17 protein-coding genes are annotated in these 21,811 nt (G+C 63.3%); 8 read left to right on the top strand and 9 right to left on the bottom strand.

The features are described 5' to 3' along the window. Positions 1-6: 6 nt before the first annotated feature. The 5 genes from ERC79_RS08520 to ERC79_RS08505 form a co-directional block, all read right to left on the bottom strand. A complete protein-coding gene (locus ERC79_RS08520) occupies positions 7-4,323 on the bottom strand; it encodes a hypothetical protein (protein ID WP_131577363.1) in 4,317 nt (1,438 codons plus the stop codon). Between the two features lie 354 nt (positions 4,324-4,677). Further along, complete coding sequence (locus tag ERC79_RS08515) at positions 4,678-5,598, bottom strand: alpha/beta hydrolase (protein WP_242676782.1); 921 nt, start codon at positions 5,596-5,598, stop codon at positions 4,678-4,680. A gap of 70 nt (positions 5,599-5,668) precedes the next feature. Beyond that, on the bottom strand, positions 5,669-5,827 hold the full coding sequence (locus ERC79_RS22980; protein ID WP_165497061.1) for a hypothetical protein: 159 nt from the start codon (positions 5,825-5,827) through the stop codon (positions 5,669-5,671). 140 nt (positions 5,828-5,967) lie between these two features. Continuing rightward, positions 5,968-6,387: a hypothetical protein gene (locus tag ERC79_RS08510; RefSeq protein WP_131580888.1), complete on the bottom strand. Its 420-nt coding sequence runs from the start codon at positions 6,385-6,387 to the stop codon at positions 5,968-5,970. A gap of 130 nt (positions 6,388-6,517) precedes the next feature. Then, on the bottom strand, positions 6,518-6,985 hold the full coding sequence (locus ERC79_RS08505) for an SRPBCC domain-containing protein (protein ID WP_131577362.1): 468 nt from the start codon (positions 6,983-6,985) through the stop codon (positions 6,518-6,520). A gap of 407 nt (positions 6,986-7,392) precedes the next feature. On the opposite strand from ERC79_RS08505, the gene ERC79_RS08500 reads away from it, so the two are divergent. The 5 genes from ERC79_RS08500 (at position 7,393) to ERC79_RS08480 (ending at position 14,132) form a co-directional block, all read left to right on the top strand. Further along, entirely contained in the window at positions 7,393-8,565 is a 1,173-nt protein-coding gene (locus ERC79_RS08500; protein WP_131577360.1) for an FAD-binding oxidoreductase, read from the top strand. Positions 8,566-8,575: 10 nt separating this feature from the next. Next, the gene (locus ERC79_RS08495; protein ID WP_131577359.1) at positions 8,576-10,135 is read left to right on the top strand and encodes an aldehyde dehydrogenase family protein; all 1,560 of its coding nucleotides are present in this window, start codon (positions 8,576-8,578) and stop codon (positions 10,133-10,135) included. Beyond that, entirely contained in the window at positions 10,132-11,559 is a 1,428-nt protein-coding gene (locus tag ERC79_RS08490) for an amino acid permease (RefSeq protein WP_131577357.1), read from the top strand. Before ERC79_RS08495 ends, ERC79_RS08490 begins: the two co-directional genes overlap by 4 nt. Further along, positions 11,556-12,728 (top strand): aminotransferase class III-fold pyridoxal phosphate-dependent enzyme, encoded by a 1,173-nt coding sequence (locus tag ERC79_RS08485; protein WP_131577356.1) that lies wholly within the window; start codon positions 11,556-11,558, stop codon positions 12,726-12,728. Before ERC79_RS08490 ends, ERC79_RS08485 begins: the two co-directional genes overlap by 4 nt. A 126-nt stretch (positions 12,729-12,854) precedes the next feature. Beyond that, complete coding sequence (locus ERC79_RS08480) at positions 12,855-14,132, top strand: Glu/Leu/Phe/Val dehydrogenase (protein ID WP_242676781.1); 1,278 nt, start codon at positions 12,855-12,857, stop codon at positions 14,130-14,132. Positions 14,133-14,257: 125 nt separating this feature from the next. Here the strand turns inward: ERC79_RS08480 and ERC79_RS08475 are convergent, their stop codons facing one another. From ERC79_RS08475 to ERC79_RS08465, 3 genes are all read right to left on the bottom strand, one after another. Then, a complete protein-coding gene (locus ERC79_RS08475) occupies positions 14,258-14,785 on the bottom strand; it encodes a cache domain-containing protein (protein ID WP_242676780.1) in 528 nt (175 codons plus the stop codon). Between the two features lie 175 nt (positions 14,786-14,960). Continuing rightward, the gene (locus ERC79_RS08470) at positions 14,961-15,725 is read right to left on the bottom strand and encodes a GntR family transcriptional regulator (RefSeq protein WP_131577351.1); all 765 of its coding nucleotides are present in this window, start codon (positions 15,723-15,725) and stop codon (positions 14,961-14,963) included. A gap of 137 nt (positions 15,726-15,862) precedes the next feature. Continuing rightward, positions 15,863-16,051, bottom strand: a complete 189-nt coding sequence (locus tag ERC79_RS08465) for a hypothetical protein (protein ID WP_131577349.1) — start codon at positions 16,049-16,051, stop codon at positions 15,863-15,865. Positions 16,052-16,713: 662 nt separating this feature from the next. Here ERC79_RS08465 and ERC79_RS08460 point away from each other — a divergent pair. Together ERC79_RS08460 and ERC79_RS08455 are read left to right on the top strand one after the other, a co-directional pair. Next, positions 16,714-17,379 carry a hypothetical protein gene (locus ERC79_RS08460; protein WP_131577347.1) on the top strand — a complete coding sequence of 222 codons (666 nt, stop codon included), beginning with the start codon at positions 16,714-16,716 and terminating at the stop codon, positions 17,377-17,379. 203 nt (positions 17,380-17,582) lie between these two features. After that, a complete protein-coding gene (locus ERC79_RS08455; RefSeq protein ID WP_131577345.1) occupies positions 17,583-18,464 on the top strand; it encodes a LysR substrate-binding domain-containing protein in 882 nt (293 codons plus the stop codon). 78 nt (positions 18,465-18,542) lie between these two features. On the opposite strand, the gene ERC79_RS08450 is transcribed toward ERC79_RS08455, so the two are convergent. After that, positions 18,543-20,918 carry a LuxR C-terminal-related transcriptional regulator gene (locus ERC79_RS08450; protein ID WP_207390444.1) on the bottom strand — a complete coding sequence of 792 codons (2,376 nt, stop codon included), beginning with the start codon at positions 20,916-20,918 and terminating at the stop codon, positions 18,543-18,545. Positions 20,919-21,589: 671 nt separating this feature from the next. On the opposite strand from ERC79_RS08450, the gene ERC79_RS08440 reads away from it, so the two are divergent. Beyond that, complete coding sequence (locus ERC79_RS08440; protein ID WP_131577341.1) at positions 21,590-21,808, top strand: hypothetical protein; 219 nt, start codon at positions 21,590-21,592, stop codon at positions 21,806-21,808. Positions 21,809-21,811 lie beyond the last annotated feature (3 nt).

Below are 21,811 nucleotides of genomic sequence, written 5' to 3'. Positions count from 1 at the left end.
GTGGTGCTAGACAGTGACGTCGTACTCCACCCAGAGCAGTAGGTCGCGGGCTGCCGCGAGCCGGGTTGCGTCGTTCCCCTTCGTGACCGTGACGACCATCGTCGGAGGGATCGACACTCCGGCAGCGGCATTCAGAGGGAGCGCGGTGAGCGGGTTGCCATCGCCCAGCACGCCTGCATTCGACATGGCCAGGCCATCGTCCAGAATGAACGGGATGGAGGCGCCGCCGCCGGTGCGTAACGTCGCGGCATAGCTTCCACCGTCGACTCCGGGCACGAGGATCGCTAGATTGGTGATCTTTGCGGGGTGCGGAATCGGGAGCTCACCGAGGGGGAAGGTGACCTTCGCAGTCGCGTTCTTCTTTCGCAACGTGGCCAATCCTGGGCTGTCGACAGCGAGCGCCGAAACGAACAGGGATCGTGACGCCGTCGCGGGCGGGTTTGCAACCTCGACGCTGTCAGTTCCATACGCTGCCTGGAGATCGAAGGTGATGAGCACGTCGGTGACCCGGTGAAGGCCGGCAGGGTTGGCGCGTGGCGGCAATTCCAGGGACCATGTGGTCGTGAATGCGGTGCCCTCGAAAGGCAACAAGCTCTCTCCAGGCATTCCGTGTAGGGCCAAGTCGGAGTCGGAGTGGACCCGGAACTCGCTGATGGGTTGGGCGTCGGCGAACCGAAGCAGCGGGACCCGGGCCGCGTCGGAAGCCCTGCGCAGCAGTGAGAAACCTTGGTTCGTGAGGATCCCTCGGGTCTGTTCGACTGTCCCAGGTGTCTCGACTCGAACGTCGACCGCTCGGATGCGGTGTGCGAATGTACCCGGATGACTGGTGGTGAGGTCGTCGTCGGTAAGTGTGAAGGTGCATCGGCCGGACTGCTTGAGTTGACCGAACGCGAGCGGTAGATCGCGGGCCATGGAGTATGTTCGCTTGATCGGGACTGAAACCCGGGCAGCGCCCAAGCGAACGGCCTCGAGCTCAGCCAGGTCCAGCGCAAGCCGATCGACTCCTCCCAGATCCCGCATGCGGGCATCGAAGTAGTCGAGTTTGACAATGCGTATCGGTGTGGCGAGCTGGTAGGCGAGTGCTCGTTCTGCGAACCATGCGGCCTGGCTGGCCAGGCTGAGATATCGGTGCATGCCGCGACGGGCGACACCAGCCAGTGCATCCCAGAAGTCTCGGTTGAGGAACCGCTCGTTTTGGTAGGCGGCCAGATCGCGCGCATAGGCAAGGTCGGTGGCGGCGATTCGACCCTGCAGATCGGCGATCGCGGCGTGCCGCTCCTGGACCTGGACCGCTGCCTGAGCGGCAGGCAGTATCTCGGTTTTCAGTGCGTTCAGTTCAGCCTCGCGTTTCGTGGCGGCATCGGCCATGCCTTGCAGGGCCGTGGTGCTCAGGACCGCGAACGCGGCAAATCCTCCCACCACACCCAGCCCGCCCATGGCGCTGCCGAGCCCACTCGTGTTTGCAGCCGCAGTTGTACCGGCGTTCGCGCCCAGACCAAGCGCTTCGCCGACACCACTGGTACTGACCGCGGTGTATCCCTCGGACGCCGTTTTGCCGACGTCGACCATGGAGCTGACGCTGGACTTCATGCCGCTGAAGTAGTCGGAGAACTGATTGAATATGGAGTTCTTGTCCGCAATCTCTGATTCCTTGGCGGCTATCAGTTTGTCGACGTCCGAAACCAGCTTCTGCGCTACGGCTACACCGGCTTTCGCGATCTCAACCTGCTCGGCAGCGATCACGACCGCAGCTTGGGCCCGACGCTCCTGAGCCTTTGCGGCCATCTGATCGAGGTCAGCTTGCTCAACCCGGCTGAGGTAGGTCAGATAGTCGCTCTGGGCACCTTTGGCGCCCGTCGCCCAGCGGTGCGCGGCACCGAACAGGGTCTTGAAGCGCAGGATCGGGACGGTGTCCTCGCGGTAGCCGTAGAAGTTCAGGCCGGACTCCAGCTGTTGCAGGGCGAGCCGGGCGCGGTCCAGCTGGTTACGCACCCGGGGGTTTTCGGCTGTTACGAACCACGGCACCTGGAACTGGGGCGGCCGGTAGGCGCTGGTGCCCGGATCCTCACCGTGTAGGAATACTACGGCCTTGTACAGTTCCCGAGCCCGCTCGAGGTTGGCCGATTCATCGGTCCGGTACAGCGTTTCCGCCCACGCGAGCAGCGCGTCAGCCTGCACGATGCGGGCGTAGCGCTCTTCGAGAGGGTGCAGGATCTTCGGATCGGCTGTGAGAACGTCGTATCCGTCACGGAATTGAGGCGTGAGCGAATACGGGCCGTCCAGGCGCCGGTCGTTGTCATACACAAGGCGTGCCGTGTAGGGCCGGTCGCCGAGTTGTTCGTTCCAGACCAGCTTGCCGGCTACTACGCGAGTGGCGATCACGGCTCCGGCATTCGGGTGCCGCACCATCCCGGCGGGGGTACCCGGCGTGCCAATCCCGACGAAGAAGCCAGTTACCGATGCGGCGGTATCGACGGCTCCCTGCAGGTCGCCGAGGCCGATGTGGATCTGGACACGCAACATCGGCAGGAGGTACCGCTTCTGATAGACCCGGAGACGGGTCGCCTGGTCGCGTGCTATTCGAAAGTCCACGACATCGCCGTAAAGACCGCCGTCGAGGGCGCTTGGTGTTGCCAGCTCGAAATACTGCTCGAATCCGTCGGGCGGGTAAGACGCCCGTGTGCCGGTGAGCTCGGTGATCGTAGTGACCTTGAGCGCGCGCCGCTTCCCGAAACTCACTGGACGCGGGAAGTTGCCGACGCTCAGGGTGGGTTCCCAGTCCTCACCGGGTTTCGTGGACGGACCCGCGTCGAGCAGGCGGTCGGCCTCGTCGGCGAGTCGCGCTGCAGCCCGGAACTGACCCTTGTCGATCGCCGCGACCAGTTCGAGGAGCTTTGTGTCGGTCGCGCCGTACGCGAGCAGGAACGTCGCCGACCGTCTCACTTCGTCGATCGAGCCGAAGTATGGTTTGTATGCCTCGATGCCCCAAGTGTCTGGCCGGTCGCGGTGATACTCGAGGAAGTTCCTGCGGTCCTCGGTGAGCCATGGACCTACACGGTTGCCGACGATCTGGGTGCGCAGTGCGAAGAGATTCTCGGGAAAGAACGGACGCTGGCGTGCGAGCCACTCTTCGTAGCGTAGGAAGAACGGTGCGGAGCCGACAACCTCGCGCCACAGGAACGGCTTGCCCCTCTCGCCGGGCAACTGTGGGTCAATCACGTTGTCGGATGGTTCGATCGGACCCTGTGCCGTGTCACTCAGGATGCGCGACAAGGTGTGCACGTTGAGTAACACGGGACTTGACATGTGTGAGTCGGGTTCGGCGAGCGGCAGCCGGTAGCGGTTGCTGAACTCTTGGACGTCGACGGGTGCCAGCGCCAGGAGAACATCAAGGTGTTCGCGATCGCTGATGAGCCCCTGGGTGGGGATCGCGTCGGCGGCGATCCCGAACCCGAATCCGCTTCCGGTCGGCGCGGCGAGGATCTTTTGGACGATCGGAATGAGCATCCGGTTGACGGGGATTTCGGTGCGCTCACTGGTGCGGAAGTCCTGGAAGAAGCGGACCTGTAGCTGCCGTTCGACCACTTCCGGGAACTTTTTGGGATCTGCGCTCGGTCCATGCTTCTGTTGGTGTGCGAACAACACAAGGGCGCCGCGTAGGTAGTCACGATACGACTGATCGTCCGGGAGAGACCACGGGAAGCGATCCCAAATCGGCAGGCCGAGGCTGTCCGGGTCGAGCGGGAATGGTTCGAGGTCGAGGTCGAGGTCGAGGTCGAGGTCGCGAACGGGAACCGGTTGTACGGTGCCCTGCCGCAGCGCGTCTGGATCGATGAGGTGGTCGTTGTAGCCGTCAGAGAGGCGGTCTTCCGGGAGGTGTTCGAGTAGGTCATCGAGTATCCGAATCCGCTCCTGAACCGAAAGTAGCCGCACAACGCTGTCGTAATCGGGACGAATCAGATCACGTGCAAGATCGTCGGCGCGAAACCTGCGGCTGGTGACCAGGTGGTCGGCGAGGGTTGCATAGCTACCCGCATCGACAGCGGACGTCGGCATCACGAACAGCTCGGCCATCGCTCTGCCGAGCAGGACCGCGGGTACGACCGGGGTTCCCACGCGGTCTCCGGCGAGACGCGCAGTCAACCCTTGCCTCCACGCGGACGAATCGATCTCGAGTGCGACCAGACCGTCAGCGTTGGTTGGGGCGTCGGCAATCACCAGGTCATCGAGCGCTATCTCGACCGGCGCCTCGGCAATCGGCCAGCCGGTCGCCCGGTGATGTACCTGAACGCGGACGGTGAGTCTGTCGGCATCGGCGCCCATCGAGAATTCCTTTCACAGATTCCACTCATGAGACCTGTTGGGCGTATCAGCCGTACCCACCTGCCGACGCATCACAGCCCGCGCAATGCAACCGGCGGGCTGGTCGGACTTGCCATCCGCCACCACCCCATCATCCTCGGAGCAACGTCTGATCGGTGTCGAAACGAGCTCGCTTGTTTGACGCGCCTCGTGGGTCGATTCCTGATGGGAGTGCGCTCATCTTCTGTTCAAGAAACCTGAACTGGCGCACTACGTCACCGACCCGCCGCGTTCGGGGGATACGACGCAGAAAACGAGGTGCCGTGAGTGCTGCCACCGCGGGACGCGCCAATGCCGGACTCTGGAACCGCCGATTCACCAACCCTTGACGGCAGTCCCGTCCCACCGCGAATCGGCCAACAGCTCCGGTGCCGGACCGACGAAGGCGCGCGCGGCGTCGGTATCGGCGGTGAGGGTGAAGCGCAGCCATGCGGTGAGGTATCCCCGGAATCCGCCTCCGTCGGTGGGCCAGTTGTGCCCCACCCCCAGCAGGCGGCCGCGAGCTGCGGGCCCCGGGCTCACGGCGTGATAGGCGGCTTGCGGTATGGCCGTCGAGACCGGATCCTCGGCGCCGGTCAGGTAGAACACCGGACCTGTCAGTCGAGTCACATCGATCACGTCGACGGGCCTGGAGGCCCACCAGGGATCGGGCAGGTCCAGCACGGCGGTGGAGGTGATGAGTCCGCCGGAGTTGGTGCTGGCATTGATCGAACCCCCGGCGCCCTGCGAATGTCCGACGGCGGCGACGTGAGCGACGTCGATGCGATTGTGAAAGACGCTCTCCGGGTTGTCGTTCTGCGCCAGAATGTAGCGCGCCGCAGCCAGGATCTCGGTCCCGTCACCGGTGACGCTGCTGTCGGCGACCACGACGACGAAGCCCCAGGAGGCCAGGTGGCGTAGCAACTCCTCGTACTGCTCGTACGTCGCGTAGCTGCCGTTGCCGAAGGTGACCACCGGATGGCGCTCGGGGCTGGTGGCGATGTCGGCGGGGTGGAACACCTGGTATCCAGGCACCGCAACGGATGTGACGGCGTGGATGCCGGTGGCCGCGTAGCGTTCGCTGACGGATTGCCGTTCCGGAGCAGTGGGAGCCGCCGGAGTCGTGGGGCCTGCGGCGGGAACCGATGCGATGGCTGGTGCTGAGAATCCGGACGCCAGCGGCATCGCGATGATTGCGGCGAGGAGTAGTGTCCGGGTGCGTCGGGTGCTGGGCAGCGGAGGTCGTCGTAACGTCACGAACCCACCGTACCCAGCGTCGGCGGAGGAAGAGTCTGTCGTCGCGGACCCTTATCTCCGAGGGGCGGCGCTAGAGCGTGGTACCGAGCAGCCAGAAGATGCCGAGACCCACCGCATTCACCACCGTGAACGCGGCCGCCTCGAGCGGTGGATACTGCGCGAACGCCGCCTGTCCGACTTGGTAGAGAGTGTCGAAGTAGGCCGGCAATGTCGTGATCGATGAGCCCATGTCGCTTCTTCTCCCAGTTGGTGTTCCGACATCAGGTACATCGGATACCGGTGGGGGCTGTTACTTCATCTGAATGACATTGCGGTCGAGGTCGATCGAAATGCGGTGCCCGTCGCCGCTCAACTGATGCCGGGCGGCAGCTACGGAACGTAAAAGAATGCGAAGCCCGGGGTGACGATACCGGCCGCTGGTACGACGGCGACGGCGAGTTGCCCGGCCCCGGTCTGCAGGATCGCCCGGGCCGGGATTCCGTTCAGTCCGTCCGACAGCCGGGCGGAACCGGACGCCCCGGTCGACATGTTCAGCCAGCGCACCTCTGACGAGAGCAGGCATCCCCATCGGTCTTCCTTGCCGCCGGTGACCGTCACCGTGCCAGGTTGTTCGCCGACCACCGCCACACAGCGGACCGAGGGGGCGTCGAAGCTGCCGTTGGGGTTTCCGAACGGCGCCGGGTCGATCTGGAACGGGACGGTGACCGCTGCGGATGCGAGGGCCGCCGGCGCCAGAGCCGAGCCGATCACGATGGACCCACAGATGGCCAGTCGGCGAACGAGATTCATCACGGTGACCCTCCGGTAGTGACGACGATGGTGATCCTCCACCGTAAGCGTCACTGCTGCGAAGGGTGGGACTTCTCGGAAGATGCGGCGGTGCTTTCGATGGCGGGACGCGCTGTAGGCGTTGGTTCGTCTACAACGCTGCGAGGTGCTGCTCGAGCAGGTCGAGACTCTCTCCGTGGTCATCGCCGACCTTGGCCAGCACGCCGGTCGCCAGCATCAGCCAGGTCAGTAGGTGCGCACCCGGCTTACCTGCGAACGCGGGGCGAAACCGAATGGTCTCGGTCAGGATGTAGCCGTCGTCGGTGGGATCCATGGTGAGCGTTACGTTCTGGCGGATGCCCCGTTGCTTGCCGGTGAATTCGAACACTCTGTTCGGCACGTGTCGAGTGATGGTCCATCGCACGACATCGAAGTCGCATTCCTCGCCGTGCTTGCTGTCCCAGCTGTGCCCGGCATCCATCGCGAAGTCGGGCGCCAGGACGGTCTCCGTCTTGTGTTCCTCGTACTGCGTCGATTCGGACGGGTGCGTGAATGCGTGCCAGATCAAGTCCGGGTCACCGTTCAGCCGTCGCCAGTTGGTGAAGGATGCGTAGCCCATATCTGCCTCCTCGATGCGCCCCGGCGGCCAACGAACGTGCCGGCCCTGGGCGAGTGCCTCCGAGAAGGGTAGCTGTGCGGCGCGTTGAGCGGCATTCCTCCTCGGGGACGTAAGGGCCCGGCCGACGTCAGGAACCACATTGGTTAACGCGGACGTCAATGGCGTCGACGACCAACCCCGGAGCGTTGGCAGCGCGGCGGCCGAAGTGTGCGCGGGGAGGCCTCCCCGGCGAGTGCGTGCGACATCCCTTGACTCTAAAACAACACATCTGTATGTTTTCGGTGTCGCTTGGATCACACTTCCAGCTGTTCCGGACTGCAGCCCACTTCGGATGCCAGCCGTTGCCGAGCAAGTTTCTGTCCGCGCGTTCCAGCGCGGTGACACAAGACGAAATGTAGGAGGGCGAGATGGCCAATACCCCCGCCGTGATCATCGTCGGTGCCGGAGTATCGGGACTGTCGACCGCGCTGGAACTGGTCGATGCAGGGCTGACGAACGTCACGGTTCTCGAACGCCGCCATCCCGGCGAAGGCTCTTCGGGTCTGTCTGTGGGGATGGTCGAAACGCAGTACTTCGATGTCGGCGATATCGAAACGCGGGTGTATGGCCGGCGATTCTTCGACAGGATGTCCACCGACCACGGCCTCGGCTTCGTCCACGGTGGCTATTTGCGTCTCGCAGCATCGGATTCGGATATCCGCGACTTCGAAGCGAGCGTCACCGCGCAGGCCGATTACGGGGTCGATGACTCATTCGTGCTCACAGCGGACGAGATCACCCGCCGATGGCCTCGGATCGTCATGACCGATCGACTCGGAGGCCTGTTCGGATCCACCGACGGCTACATCGATGGATACGAATTCTGCACGCTTGCAGCGGGTCTGATCTCCGCGAAGGGAGGACTCGTTGTCAACAACGCCGAACTCTTGTCGGCGACCAAGGGATCCGGTCAATGGCAGCTCGACACCACCCGTGGCACGTTCCGGGCCGACGTCGTCGTCAATGCGGCCGGTCCGTGGGCTGGTGTCGTCGGTGACCTACTGGGCGCTCCCGTTCCACTGAATCCACAGTTGCACGGTGCGGTCACGATCGACCTCGGCCGCGACGCCGATACCCTGCTTCCGTTCGTGATGGACTATGTGCCCAACTCGGGCACAGACGGAATCTATTTCAGGTCGGAACGTCCCGACCAGCTCATTGCCGGGCTACACACCGACGAAGACATTCACGAACCGGTTTCCCCGGACATTCCGCTGGGCAAGGTCTCCCACCACTTCCTCGAGCGTCTCTCGGAACTGATGGACGAGCGCCTGCGACTCCCCGAAGATGTTGGCATCAGCGGTAGTTGGCAGGGCATCTACCCCATGAGCCCCGACCACAGACCGATCGTCGGTGCACATCCGGACGCCCCCAGCGTCGTTTGCGCTCTCGGTGCGGGCGGATCGGGCATTCAGCTCGCACCCGCCGTGGGCCGACTGGCCGCCGAGTCGATTCTTCAATGTCCAACTGCTTTCTCCGACGCAGTGAACTGGTCCCCCTCCCGGTTCTCGCACGTCACCGATCTTGTAACAGCACTCTGAAAGGCCACTGATGTCAGTCACTCTCAATTACGGAAGCACCTCTCTCGGGGCAGATCTCGACTCGCTGTTCGACAACGCTCTTCTCCAGGCGCGATCCGAGATCCCGGAACCGCTCGCGCACATCGTGGACGGACAAGCACACGCTGTCGGTGAGGTTTTCGAACGACGTGACCCGGCCGGCCCCGATCGTGTTGTGGCCCGCGCACACACGGCATCCCAGGAACTCGTCGCCGCCGCGGTTCAGGCCGCTCGCGCAGCGGCGAAGAGCTGGCGCGCCGACTACGTGAGCAGGGGCGAACGGCTTCGTGCGGCCAAACCGTTGTTTGCTGAACATGCGGTACGCATCGCGGCAACCATTTCCGCGGAAACCGGCAAGAGTCGTATCGAGGCTCTGGCCGAAGCACAGGAATCGATCGATCTCATCGAGCACTATTGCGCGCAGATGGAGACGAACAACGGTTTCGTCACTCCGCTGCAATCGAAGCCGACGGAGTCCAATACCGATGTGCTGCGCCCCTACGGCGTCTTCGGCGTCCTGGCACCCTTCAATTTCCCGGTGGCGCTTGCCGTCAACATGGCCACCGCAGCCTTGGTGACCGGCAACACGGTGGTGATCAAGCCGTCAGACAAGACCCCGCGTTCTACGGCGCTGGCTGTCGAGCTACTCGCCACCGCTCTCCCCGCTGGTGTGCTGAACCTTGTTCACGGCGGGGGAGAGGTCGGTCGGATTCTGTCCGAATCCGACATCGATGGCTTGGCTTTCACCGGATCTGCGCAGGTCGGGTGGGAACTCGTACGGACTCTCGGCCGAGGTAGCTTCGCCAAACCCGTACTCGCCGAAATGGGCGGACAGAACCCAGCAATCGTCATGGCCAGCGCTGATCTCGACGATGCCGTAGAAGGTATCGTCAGGTCTGCTTTCGGATTCTCCGGCCAGAAGTGCAGCGCCACGCGCCGCGTCATCGCCGACGCCTCAATTCACGATACTCTGGTCAGCAAGCTGACTACCCGCATGGAGCAGCTTGTCGTCGCAGATCCATCCGTCTCGGACATGTTCATCGGCCCCGTGGCAGATGAACACATTGCCGCCCAAGTGGATGCTGCTCTGGATCAGGCCGCAGCCGAGGGAACGATCGTCACCGGCGGTCGGCGAACGGATCTTCCCGGCTACTTCGTGGCACCGACTCTCATTGCACACTTGCCGCGCGGCCATCGCCTCACCAGGAACGAGTTGTTTGCACCGGTCATCACCGTCACGGCCGTCGAAGGCATCGACGACGCGATCAACGAAGCCAACGCCGTCGACTACGGCCTCTCCGCCGGAATCTTCACAGCATCTGCCGTCGAATCCGAGCAGTTCCTCGACGAGATCGAAGCCGGTGTCGTCTATGTCAACCGCCGCGAAGGCGCCACCACCGGCGCATGGCCGGGAGTTCAGTCCTTCTGCGGCTGGAAGGCCAGCGGCTCGAGCGGCAAGGGCGGACTCGGTCCTTGGTACCTGCAGGGCTTTGTCCGCGAGCAGAGCCGCACCCTCGCAATCTCATCGTCGAATCAGGAGACGACCCGATGATCGACCACGCCACGACACCACCCGAAGCTGCGGCCAACCGTAAACTCGGCACCGGCCTGAAACAACGCCACGTCACGATGATCTCGCTCGGTGGAATCATCGGGGCAGGATTGTTCGTCGGCAGTAGTGCCGCAATCAGCACTATCGGTCCCGCCACGCCGGTGACCTACGCACTGGCAGGACTGCTGGTACTTCTGGTGATGCGCATGATCGGCGAACTCGCGGTGAGCCATCCCGGCGTCGGATCGTTCACCGACTTCGTTCGCATCGGCCTCGGCGACCTCGGCGGATTCGTCTCCGGGTGGCTCTACGCCTACTTCTGGCTCATCGTCGTCGCCATCGAAGCCATTGCCGGCGCCGCGATTCTCCAGCGCTGGATCCCCGGTCCCATGTGGGTGATCGCTCTGGCCCTGACGGTCATCATGGTCGGAATCAACTGCTTCAGCGTCAAGTCCTACGGGGAGGCCGAATTCTGGTTCGCCTCCATCAAAGTCGCCGCAATCATCGCTTTCATAGCACTCGGAGCCTCGTACATGTTCGGATGGGGACGCCACGACCTCTCCATCGGAACCAACCTCATGGGTGATGGCGGATTCGCACCTTTCGGTATCGCTGCCATCGTCGCAGGCATCCCCACCGTCATTTTCGCGATCTGCGGTGCAGAGATCGCCACCATTGCCGCTGCCGAGTCCGACGAACCCGCCAAAAGTGTTGCAGCGATGACCAAATCGGTGATCGTGCGTGTGATGCTGTTCTACGTCCTGTCGATGTCTGTCATCGTCTGCATCGTTCCATGGCGCTCCATCGTCCCGGGTGAATCCCCGTTCGTTGCCGCGATGGACGTCATGAACATCCCCGGCGCCGCCGACATACTGACGATCGTGGTTGCCGTGGCCGTTCTCAGCTGCATGAACTCTGGAATCTTCGTGTGTTCGCGTGTTGTGTTCCGCCTCGCCGAGAAGCATGACGCACCACATGCAATGTGCGTGACAACGTCCAAGGGTGTACCACGACGCGCGATCATCGCCAGTGGCCTCGTCGCCTACGCCGCAGTCGGACTGTCCGTCGTTTCCCCTAACGGAGTCTTCCTCTTCCTGGTCAACGCCTCCGGCGCGGTGATGCTGTTGGTCTACGGGCTGGTTGCCGCGGCCCAACTCAGACTGCGCCTCGGCTACACCAAGGAAGAGCAAGACGCTCTTCCCCTGAAAATGTGGCTGTTTCCCGGTCTGACGATCTTCACGATCGTGGCCATTCTCGCCATCCTCGTAGCGATGGGGCTCGACGCGGCACTACGTCCACAGCTGGTCGCCACCTTGGTCGCAACTGCGGCTCTGTTCGTCGTGTACCTCGCCCGACGCACTACGGATCACCGGCAGAGCAAGTCCGACAGCACTACCCATCCCGAGGAAGAAGAAGTTCGATGACCACTGTCGATCCGCTCTACACGAGAGCCGTGGAAGTTCTCCCCGGAGGCAATACCCGCTCAACCGTTTTCGTTGCACCACATCCTCCGTACGCTGTCCGCGGATCGGGAGCCGTGGTGGTCGACTCGACCGGTCACGAGGTCATCGACTGCAACAACAACTACACCGCCCTCATCCACGGCCACGCTCACCCTGAAATTCTCGAAGCCGCTGCCACCGCGGCATCGAGCGGAACTGCATTCGGACTGCCGACGCACTACGAAGTCGACATGGCCGAACTGCTGCGGCACCGTACTGGCGTCCCCCAGTGGCGCTTCTGTAACTCTGGCACCGAAGCGGTCATGATGCTGGTGCGTGCAGCACGTGCACACACCGGCCGCGACCTCATCATCAGGTTTTCCGGTAGCTATCACGGTACGTACGACGGTGTGGTCAGCCAAGGCGCGTCCGGGGTTCCCGCCGCTGTCGCCGACTCGTTCATCGTTCTCCCGCCCAACGACGTCACAGCATTCGAAACCGCGATGCGCGAGCACGGCGATCGCGTCGCTGCCGTTCTGATCGACTTGATGCCCAACCGGGCAGGCTTGGTACCTTCCACGCAGGAATTCGTCGACACGCTCCGCACCTTGTCGACAGCACATGGCGCCCTGCTGGCAGTCGATGAGATCATCACTTTCCGACTCGGGTTCGGTGGTCTGCACCAAAGGTACGGAATCACACCAGATTTGGTATCGCTCGGCAAGATCATCGGCGGCGGCTACCCCATCGGTGCGATCGGGGGAAGTCCCGACGTTCTATCGAGCTTCAGCCCCTTGGCCAACGGCACTGTTGCATGGGGAGGAACGTTCAGTGCCAATCCCGTCACCATGGCAGCAGGAGCGACAGCTCTGCGTCTGTTCGACACCGAGCGCATCGAAGACCTCAACTCCGCAGGTGATCAACTTCGAATTGAGTTGTCTGCTGCCGGACTCACCGTGAACGGCAGCGGATCCTTGCTCCGCCTCGTCGTCGAAGACACCACCGCACTGTGGTGGGAGCTCTACCGACATGGAGTGCTGGTCGGCACGAACGGACTGCTGTCCCTGTCCACTGCCATGAACGACGAACAGATCGAATCGATCCGCCACGCGGTATTGAGAGCGCACTCGGCCCTCGATACCCGCGTGTGACGAAAATGTGGGGCGCACCCGGCTACGACGGCTGGGAGCGCCCCACATTGCTGTCAATTCGCCGACGATCCAGCGCTACGACCGATGCCCCCGACTCGGCTACATCCACCACCATCTGGAGTCCAGGTGACCACGCTTCAAACTCACATTCTGCCCGTGTCCGCCGACCCGCTCGCCGACGCGCACACACAACTGAGATCTGCAATCGACGAACTTGGCTACGACGACAGCATCTTCGAGATGCTCGCCCTGCCACGTAGGGAGGTCGCGGTCAGCGTTCCGCTCCGACGCGACGACGGCTCGATCGAAATACTCCGTGGCTTTCGAGTTCAACACAACCTCTCGCGCGGACCCGGCAAGGGAGGCCTTCGGTACAGCCCCGATGTCACTCTCGACGAGGTCCGCGCCCTGGCGATGTGGATGACCTGGAAGTGCGCCCTACTGGATGTCCCCTACGGCGGGGCCAAAGGCGGGGTCAGAATAGATCCCCGCAACTACTCCACACCCGAACTCGAGCGAGTTACTCGCCGATACACCAGCGAGTTGTCGCATGTCCTGGGACCCGATACGGACATACCCGCGCCCGATATCGGCACAGACGAAAAGACCATGGCGTGGATGATGGACACCTATTCGGTGAGCCAAGGCCGGACCACTCTCGGTGTCGTCACCGGTAAGCCCATTGCTCTGGGGGGCTCGGTAGGGCGGGCGGATGCCACCTCCCGCGGTGTCGTTCATATCGCTCTGTGCGCGCTCGAAACGCTGCAGATCACAACGGATCACGCCACGGCGGCAGTTCAGGGCTTCGGCAAGGTCGGGAGGGGTGCGGCTCGCTTCCTGTGGGATGCAGGGGTCAAAGTCGTTGCGGTGAGCGATCTGTACGGTGCGATCTTCTGCGGAGGCGGGCTGCATATCGAGGCACTCGAAGAGCACGTCGAACGGACCGGCACCGTAGTCGGTTTCAGCGGAACGGACGCCATCGAGTGCAAGGACGATCTGCTGCTCCTCGCGGTCGATCTTCTCGTGCCGGCCGCGGTCGAGGGCGTCATCAACGGGATGAACGCAGGGCAGGTCAAGGCCAAGTTGATCGTCGAAGGCGCCAACGGCCCCACAACCACCGAAGCCGACAGCATTCTCGCAGACAACGGCACGATCGTCGTGCCCGACATTCTGGCCAATGCAGGAGGCGTGATCGTCTCCTACTTCGAATGGGTACAAGCCAATCAGTCGTATTGGTGGACCCTGCAAGAAGTCGATGATCGTCTCAAGGCGCGTATGTACGCCGCCTGGAATCGCGTTCACATGCATGCCCGAACACGCGGTCTGACGCTGCGTACGGCAGCGACGTCCCTGGCGGTACACACGGTTGCCGAGGCCCACAAGCTGCGCGGTCTCTACCCGTAGCAGCGCACGCCGTCAGTCCGGTGGGGTCACGGTCGGAACGTTGTGGTTCGGCGCAGGCCATGACCCCACCGACTGACGATGTAGTGGAGTTTCAGCGTCCGCCTTCATCCAGGTGACGAACAGCGCTACCGGCGCTGCAATACAACGATGGACCATCCGAATTTCGATACTGCACAACGTTGTTCGACTTCGAATATGCTGTCGCTGACGTTCCTCGGCCGTATCAACAAGCCGGTGCTCAGGGTGGGCACAGTAGAGGCCACCACCCGATCGTTCTCGTTGACCAAGGCCATTTCTCTCTCGGACTCCCCGACCGCTTCGGTCCAGGCCTCCACTATCTGGGGGAGGTCGACATCAGCGGCCAGCACACCCGCACAATCGTCATCGGTCAGGACCGGATACGAGACTGTGACCGTGTAGTCATCGGTACCCCAACTGTCGATGAAGGGACCGGAAACGGTCGTTTGTTTCGACTGCTTCGCCGCCGCGAACCAGCGCAGCGATGCGTAGTCATAGAAGCTGTCGGTGTCGGGGTCGCTGCCGTGAGTACGCGCAATCACAGAACCATCCTTGCGTCGCCACCACACCATCGCGGGTGATCTGCCGTCGATGGTGTAGTCCACTGCGAAACCGACGCCTATCGCCAGTTCCATGTTCGGCAAGTCCAAGAGGTTTCGCGTCATACTTCGTATTCGTTCGAGGTCGATTTCCGATGACGCCGAAATGGCTTGTGCCAGCGATGACAACGAACTCGCGATGCCGTCGATGCGCTCGGCGACCCTGGCCGCCAGATCCTCGACTCGGTCGACTGGCATCACGATTACTCCTTCACCGACGAGCTGGGCGACGTAGCTCTGCTGCAATCTCGGCAAGTGCTACAGCCACTTTGGTGGAACCGTCCCGCACCGCAGTGGTGGCGGTTTCGCGGTCACCGTCACGTATAGCCGAGCAGACTTCACTATAGGCGGTCGCGACTTCTTTGCGTAGAGTGTCGGATTCGAACGCCACCGACAAAAGTGGTCCATGCTCGGTGAGAACTGCCACTGCTGCGCGAGTCAGGCGTACCGACTGTGAGGCAGTCGCAATGGCGATGAACATCCGTCCCTCAGCTCGACGCGCTGAAGCCGAAGTGGTGGCGGCGGCTAGTTGTTCGGCTCGGCGATCGAGATCATCGACCTCATCGTCGGTCGAGCGCTCAGCCGCCAGGAAAGTGGCAGCCTCGGCCAGGCTGGTCTTCCAATCCGACAGGTCCCGTAATTCGACCGGTGACATCTGGAGAAGCTGCTGTCTTCCGTGTACGGACGGCTTGTATGCCTTTCGCCTGACGAAGGTTCCACCCGAGCGGCCACGTTTGGTCTCCACCAGCCCTGTCTCCCTCAACAGGCTGAGTGCTTCCCGTAAGGTCACGGGAGAGACCCCGAGCTGCGCTGCAAGGTCTATCTCAGGTGGTAGTTGTTCACCGTCTTTGAATACATCCAGGGCGATCGCAGTTTGAAGGCGTTGGAAAATCACCTGGGTACGCCCGCCCGCGTCTATCGGGGCCAGAAGGACCTGTCGCAAACGGTCCGAGGTCGGCGATGCTCCTGTTGTCAACGCCGTCCCTTCGCCGCGTCTCGTTGGACCCGATTGTAGTGCTTGGAAGGTCTACTCGGTTCTGGGGTCAGTAGCGACATCGTCGTGACACCGCGCGCATGTTCGAACAATTGTGTGACGGGTTGTTGCGATTCCGCTCAGCTGGAGGCGGAGCCGAACAGCAGGTACCCGGAGCCGAACAGCAGGCGTGATACAGCGAGGTCCATCTCGGTGATCGGTCGCAGGGGGCAGGGGCTGAAGTCGGTTGAAACGCCGCCTTCAGCGTCCTCCCGACACTTGGTGATCTCCTGCGCGGTGAAGGTCCGGTTGAACCGATTGGCGTCCAAGAGCGTCTCAGCGGAACCCGATTGGAAGAGGCTGCTGCCGCTTGCGGTCGGGCTCCCGCCACCGATGGAGTCTTGGGCATGGGCCACTGCAGGGGTTGCTGTCAGGAGTAGCCCTGCTGTCAGGATTGCGGATCTGGTCAAGGTATGTCGCATGGTGGTCATCTTCCTACGTAGTCGGAATGATTCGGGGCGTATTCAGCGTTGGGCGATTCTGCGCCCGCCCCGCCGGCGCATGCGCGGGAAGTCTCCGCGATGTCGGACCGGGATTTCGTCGCCTTGTTCTCGATCCCGGCGAACTGCCCGTCGGACTGCTGAATGAATCCAGGCGCCCAGGGGGCGAGCTTGACGCAGTGATCGGCGGTGAGCCGGGACCTTCCATCGATGTAGTTCGCGGTGCAAGAGCGGTAAGAGTAGGCGCCGACAGCGTCGGGACCAGGTAAGCGCCGCAGGTCAGCGCGCTCGGTAGAACAGTATCGACCGAACGGTCCCAGGTGATGAGAACGGACAAATCGGTAGCCGCTCGAGCGCATTGCGGCAGCGCGACTGGACCCTCCTGTGGGAGATCCTCCGCATCATCCCGCCACCGCGCGGACGTCGCCGCGCTGGGTATTCTGGCGGCCGGGTGATTTGCCCGGTTTCGTCAGCTATCCGGAGGTGGCGCAGTGAGTGAGTTGTCCTACCCGAATACGTTCCCGACCTATGCGGTACTGCCCGAGCTTCCCCTCGACGAGGACGGTCGCGCTGAGCTCAGTCGGCTGATTTGGGATCTGCTGATCACCGGCCGAGGCGACATCGACGACTTCATCGACTTCTACGGCGAGGATTACGATCTCACAGAGGAGCAGCTCGGAGCGGCGTTCGTCGCGCTCCGCACTGCCCGGCTGCGCCAGCAGACGGAGATCGGAGCGTATACGTCCCGCACGATCGCCGCGTTCGAGGAGCTCAATGCCAACGGCGTCGTCGCCCGCGTGGATTTCTCCTGCTGCGGTAGCTGCGCGTCCGGCGAGATCTGGGACGAGCGCGACGACAGCCGCCACTGGCAGGGTTTCGTGTACTTCCACCAGCAGGACACCGACCGTCTCGTCGAGGACGGGGAAACCTACATCGGCTATGGCGCGTTTCCACCCGCAGCATTCGACGAGGCTGCCTACGACGCGCTCAGCGAGGACGCGAAGGAAGCCCTCTACTCGGCCGATGTGACGCGCCTGCTCGACGACGTGGTGTTTCCCGTCTTGCGTCGGCACGGCATCGAGCCGGTATGGGATAGGGACTTGGGCACGCGGGTGCTGCTCGAGAACGCCGACTGGTACAGCCCGATCGAGGCGTAGTGGGCTCTTCTGTCCGTCCCGCCGGAGTGTGGCTTCCCGGTCGTCGAGGTCAAGGGGTAGTCCAGGAAGCCTGGTGCGTGAGCGACGAGTCGGGAGTGCGGATTGCCCAGTAGTAGGCCATCGCAGTTCCACATCGCCTTCTGCGTCGAAGCCCTCGGAGGTTGCGAATTCGGTCGTCTCGAAGGGGTCGTAGCGTAACCGACATGACCCTCGACCTCCGCAAGCTCAATCACCTCATCGCGGTCGCTGCAGAAGGCAGCTTCACGCGTGCCGCGGCGCGAGTGCACATGTCGCAACAGGCGCTGAGCAGTTCGATCCGCGCACTGGAGCGCGAGGTAGGGGTCCCGCTGCTCCGTCGTGACGCGACGGGGGTGACAGCACTACCCGCTGGAGAAGCCCTCATCGAGGACGCGCGCATACTCCAAGGGGTCACCCGCGCCGCGTTGGAACGAGCAAGGCGCATCGGCCGCGGGGAAGTCGAGATCTTACGTATCGGGCATACACCCGCCGTCACCAGCGAGGAAATCGTCGCGTTGCTGCAAACGGTCAATGCCCGGTACCCCGGGTTCGCGGTCGAAGCGCATCAACGATTCCCGCACCAACTCGCTGCCGACCTCGCATCCGGACTGCTCGACATCGGGCTGTGCCGTGGGATGGCTCCCGCCCGTGGCCTGTCGCGTGCCACCGTCGCGCGCCATCGGCTTCGTCTCGCGGTCGCGGCGTCACACCGACTCGCTGCGCAATCCTCGGTCGAGATGACCGAGATCGCTGACGAAACAGTGATCGTCTGGGGAGAACCGGGTCGGTCCGGCTACACGGACCTCCTTCTCGAACACTGTCGGCAAGCCGGCTTTCAGCCTTCTTACCTCCGCAACCCGATCCAGGGCACGCCGCCCATCACGGCGGTTGTCGGCACCGATCAGGTTGCTTTCGTTACCTCTCCACCCGGCTCTGTGCTGAATGGCTCCGTCAAAGTTCTTGAACTACAGCCACCGATCCACGCGCCCGTGCATGCCCTATGGCCAACGAACGTCACCCACACGATGCGTGCGCTGTTTCTCGACATCCTGAGTGAGACTGTCTGATTGACGGTTGATCCCATACGTCGACGGCAATCCGTGCGCAACTCGGTATATGGCTCCAGCCGCAAGGCGCATTCCCGCTCACAGCAAACCCAGGTGCCGGGCTGTGGTAACTGCCTCGACGCGTGAGCGTGCTCCGAGCTTGCGGTACAAGCTCTGGCTCTGGGACTTGACTGTGTTCACCGAGACGAAGAGTCGGGTGGCGATCTCTATATTCTTTGCCCCCGTTTCCAGTTCGCGCAACACGGCTACTTCGCGGGTGGTGAGGTCGACGTGATCAATGGCGTCGGGGAACACCGGGCGGGTCGCGGGCGGCAGATCTGTAGGCGCTTCTCGGAGGTGTGCCGACGAGGCCGCCGAGCGGGAGGACATCATGGCGAAGGGGCGCACAACGCCAGTGCGCGAGGAGAGGGTCCGTGCATGACGTACGTTTTTCTCCGCAGCGGCGGTATCGCCGAGTTCGGTGTACGCGGCGGCGGCGATCAAGGCGATCTCGATGGGTGCGCGCAGGCCCCGATTCTGGTTGGAGGGCAGTTGAGTGCATTCACCCAGCGCGCCTTGGGGATTGCCGGTGAGCAGTTCGATGCGTGCGCGGACGGTTGTCAGTCCCGCGAAAGTGCCTGGCGTCGAAGCGATGGTACGAGCCTCGCTTCCGCGTCCGAGTGCGCACAGCAGGTCGGCTTCGGCCGCCGCCAGGAGTTGCGTGGCCAGAGCATCGGATGTGAGCCAGCGACGATAGACGGACTTCTCGTGCCATAGCTCGGACAATCCGGATTCCGCGTTCCCCGTCATCAGCGCATACTGTGAGCGCGCGTAGCTCGCGAAGCTCCACAACTCTTCCTGGTCCGAGACCGTCCCGATTGCGTCGAGCGCTTCACGTGCAGAGTCGAGGTCCATGCGATCGAGAGCCGTCAGCGCGCGAGCCGTCAACTGCCCGAGCGCGGTGATCGACGACATTCCATCCGGGGGTAGGTCGAACTGCTCGCTGGTTGATACCCATTCGCCCGCACGGGTCGGGTCGCCGTGGACGGCGTAGAGCAGTGCGAGTTTTCCGGAGGCGTCGCGCCGGACGAAGTCGAATCCTTCTGCTAGCGTGCCGGATACCGCTTTCAAGAACGCGTCCGCACACTCGTCGAAGTTGCCGTGCAGGAGGTGGTTGATCCCCCATTGAAGGTGTAAGAACGGTAGCCCGTCCCGGGCGGGTGGATGCTCAGCGGCTTCGCGATCGGCGAGTGTCGACAGGCGGGCGCTGAGCGCCGCGGCGTCCCTGAACCGTCCACTCATCCGGAACTGCATCGATCGCAGTGTCTCAGGCGCCAGTTCGCGTTCGAGGCTCCCCGGCTGGGCTGGCCCGCTCTCGTGGAATTCGTGTTCGGCCGTGGTGGGTCGAGTGCGTGCGGCCTGTACAGAGAGACTGCGCCACGCTCCGAGGAGGGGGTTTCGGTCCACAATCTGGGGAGGCAGCGCAAGGAGGGCATCGCGCGTCGATTGCTGCGGCACAGCCATCAACGTCAGCCAGTGCGATTCGATGATCTCGGCGACCCTGGTCCAGTCCTCCGACAAGCGTGCGTAGTCGAGTGCGCGAAGTGGCTGTCGACGCGTGAGCTGCACGGTGCAGAGTGTTGCCGATGTGCTGCGTACGACCTCCGGCGTATCCTGGCATGCCATGCGCAGCAGGGAATCACGAACGCCGTCGGGTATTCGATAGCTGTCCCCTCCAGGGCCGAGTCCCCGCGTGGCGATGCCACACCATTCAAGCTGGGGCAGGTCCAGGTCTCCTCCGACAATCGGGGCCGATGAGTTGTCGAGCTCATGGGCGATGGATAGTCGCGCGAGGTCGAAGTCGGCGAGTTCTGGATCTCGCGCGGAAGCGTCGCGCACATAATCGTCGATGGCTCGCGTGAGCGTAGACGCGAACAGTTTCGGGCCGATCGACAGGTCCTCGGCGAACAGGCGGGCTACCGATGCCGCCACCGCGGTCAGCGCCGCGTGGCCGCCCGTCAGTTCGCAGACGGTGTCGATGTCCCGTGTCGACAGCCGGTGGCCGAACGTTCGCAGCCAGAGACCGGTCTCCTCTGCGGTGAACTGAAGTTGGTTCGGCGTGATGACCTGGTAGCCGCCTGGTGGCCTCGACAGTGTCGGGAAAGCGAAACTCAGGCGCGTCAGGATGATCACGGAGATGCGCCGCCCAGGTTGATCGAGCAAGTCGACCACCCGCTCTTCAAGAGCGGTGTCGTCGAGGCGTTCAGGGAGGTCCAGCACGATGACAGTGGGCGATGTCGACCTGGCGAGGGACTCTTCGGCCGCTGCCCAATAGCCCTGTCGTTGTCCGCGGTTGTGTGGGGGAGCGATGATGACGACCTGATCTGCGGGAAGGCGGCCCGACTCCCGCCATGCCTCAACAACGGCGCTCTTCCCCGACCCTCGTGGTCCCCGGATCACGGTCACTGACGGCATGGAATCGAGAATCTGCGTCAGCCGGGGCCGCGGAAACAACTGTTGCCCAAGTGGGCGCCACCGTCCGCCTTCCGCCGCGACCCCCCTCGACATGATTCGACTCTTCCCTTCTCGAAGATTGCCGGCCTGTCCATTCGGCCGAATGATCTGCACCTCCAAAATCGGGTGCGTCGAGTTTCACGGCTCAGAGCATTCTGACCCGCGCAATGTGAAAGCCGTACCGGATCTCCCAGGCGCACAACGGGGCTGAGGCCGCCCGCCCGCTGATGGCCTCCCTGTATCCGATCAAGTTGTGCCCGCACGCGAAAATTCTGTTCCCCTGCTGCGCCGTCGCTCCGGCCGTGGGCGATTTTCCACCGCTGCTTCCAGGATGAGACAGGGGTGGCGACCGCGAGGCTGGTCAAACAGCTACGACCACTGCGGACTTTCACTCTTCGTCGCATTCCTGGCGCTTGCAGTGGCGGGTGGCTTGGCCGCGCCTGTGCTGGTCGCCCTCGGCGAGCGCATCCGCACACGTAGAGCCGAGCTGGGGTGGAGTCAAGAGCGAGCCGCGTATGAGTGCGGCGTTCACTGGACCTACCTGGGCCCCGGATCGGATCGGCAGCGGTGCGGACACGATCAGGGCTTGGTGGCGAATTTTTCGCAGGTCGGAGCGCCTCACACCGGCTGGCGTGCGTGATCTCGCCCGGCGGGTGCGGCAGGCCCGCGACGAGCTTGCCGCCGTCAGACGCACCCTGACCGCCCTCGCCGCCGCCTACGACCGGATCCCCGACGAGGACCTGAGTGAGGCGGGCCGCGCCGCCCGCATCGAGATCATCGACTCCCTCGCCGACGTCGGACTGGACCGGGGTGATGCCGCCGAGTCGTTCGAGAGCGGGGCTGCCTGGTAGTGG

This window comes from Rhodococcus sp. ABRD24, assembly GCF_004328705.1.
Classification (GTDB): Bacteria; Actinomycetota; Actinomycetes; order Mycobacteriales; family Mycobacteriaceae; genus Prescottella.
The sequence above is the reverse complement of the archived record's forward strand: the minus strand, read 5'-3'. Positions and strand labels throughout refer to the sequence as shown.

What these genes read in the sequence shown, in the direction of transcription:
- ERC79_RS08520 (WP_131577363.1), bottom strand. Translation starts at nt 4,323, where the DNA reads ATGGGCGCCGATGCCGACAGACTCACCGTCCGCGTTCAGGTACATCAC.
- ERC79_RS22980 (WP_165497061.1), bottom strand. Translation starts at nt 5,827, where the DNA reads ATGGGCTCATCGATCACGACATTGCCGGCCTACTTCGACACTCTCTAC.
- ERC79_RS08510 (WP_131580888.1), bottom strand. Translation starts at nt 6,387, where the DNA reads ATGAATCTCGTTCGCCGACTGGCCATCTGTGGGTCCATCGTGATCGGC.
- ERC79_RS08505 (WP_131577362.1), bottom strand. Translation starts at nt 6,985, where the DNA reads ATGGGCTACGCATCCTTCACCAACTGGCGACGGCTGAACGGTGACCCG.
- ERC79_RS08500 (WP_131577360.1), top strand. Translation starts at nt 7,393, where the DNA reads ATGGCCAATACCCCCGCCGTGATCATCGTCGGTGCCGGAGTATCGGGA.
- ERC79_RS08495 (WP_131577359.1), top strand. Translation starts at nt 8,576, where the DNA reads ATGTCAGTCACTCTCAATTACGGAAGCACCTCTCTCGGGGCAGATCTC.
- ERC79_RS08490 (WP_131577357.1), top strand. Translation starts at nt 10,132, where the DNA reads ATGATCGACCACGCCACGACACCACCCGAAGCTGCGGCCAACCGTAAA.
- ERC79_RS08485 (WP_131577356.1), top strand. Translation starts at nt 11,556, where the DNA reads ATGACCACTGTCGATCCGCTCTACACGAGAGCCGTGGAAGTTCTCCCC.
- ERC79_RS08475 (WP_242676780.1), bottom strand. Translation starts at nt 14,785, where the DNA reads ATGGAACTGGCGATAGGCGTCGGTTTCGCAGTGGACTACACCATCGAC.
- ERC79_RS08455 (WP_131577345.1), top strand. Translation starts at nt 17,583, where the DNA reads ATGACCCTCGACCTCCGCAAGCTCAATCACCTCATCGCGGTCGCTGCA.
- ERC79_RS08450 (WP_207390444.1), bottom strand. Translation starts at nt 20,918, where the DNA reads ATGCCGTCAGTGACCGTGATCCGGGGACCACGAGGGTCGGGGAAGAGC.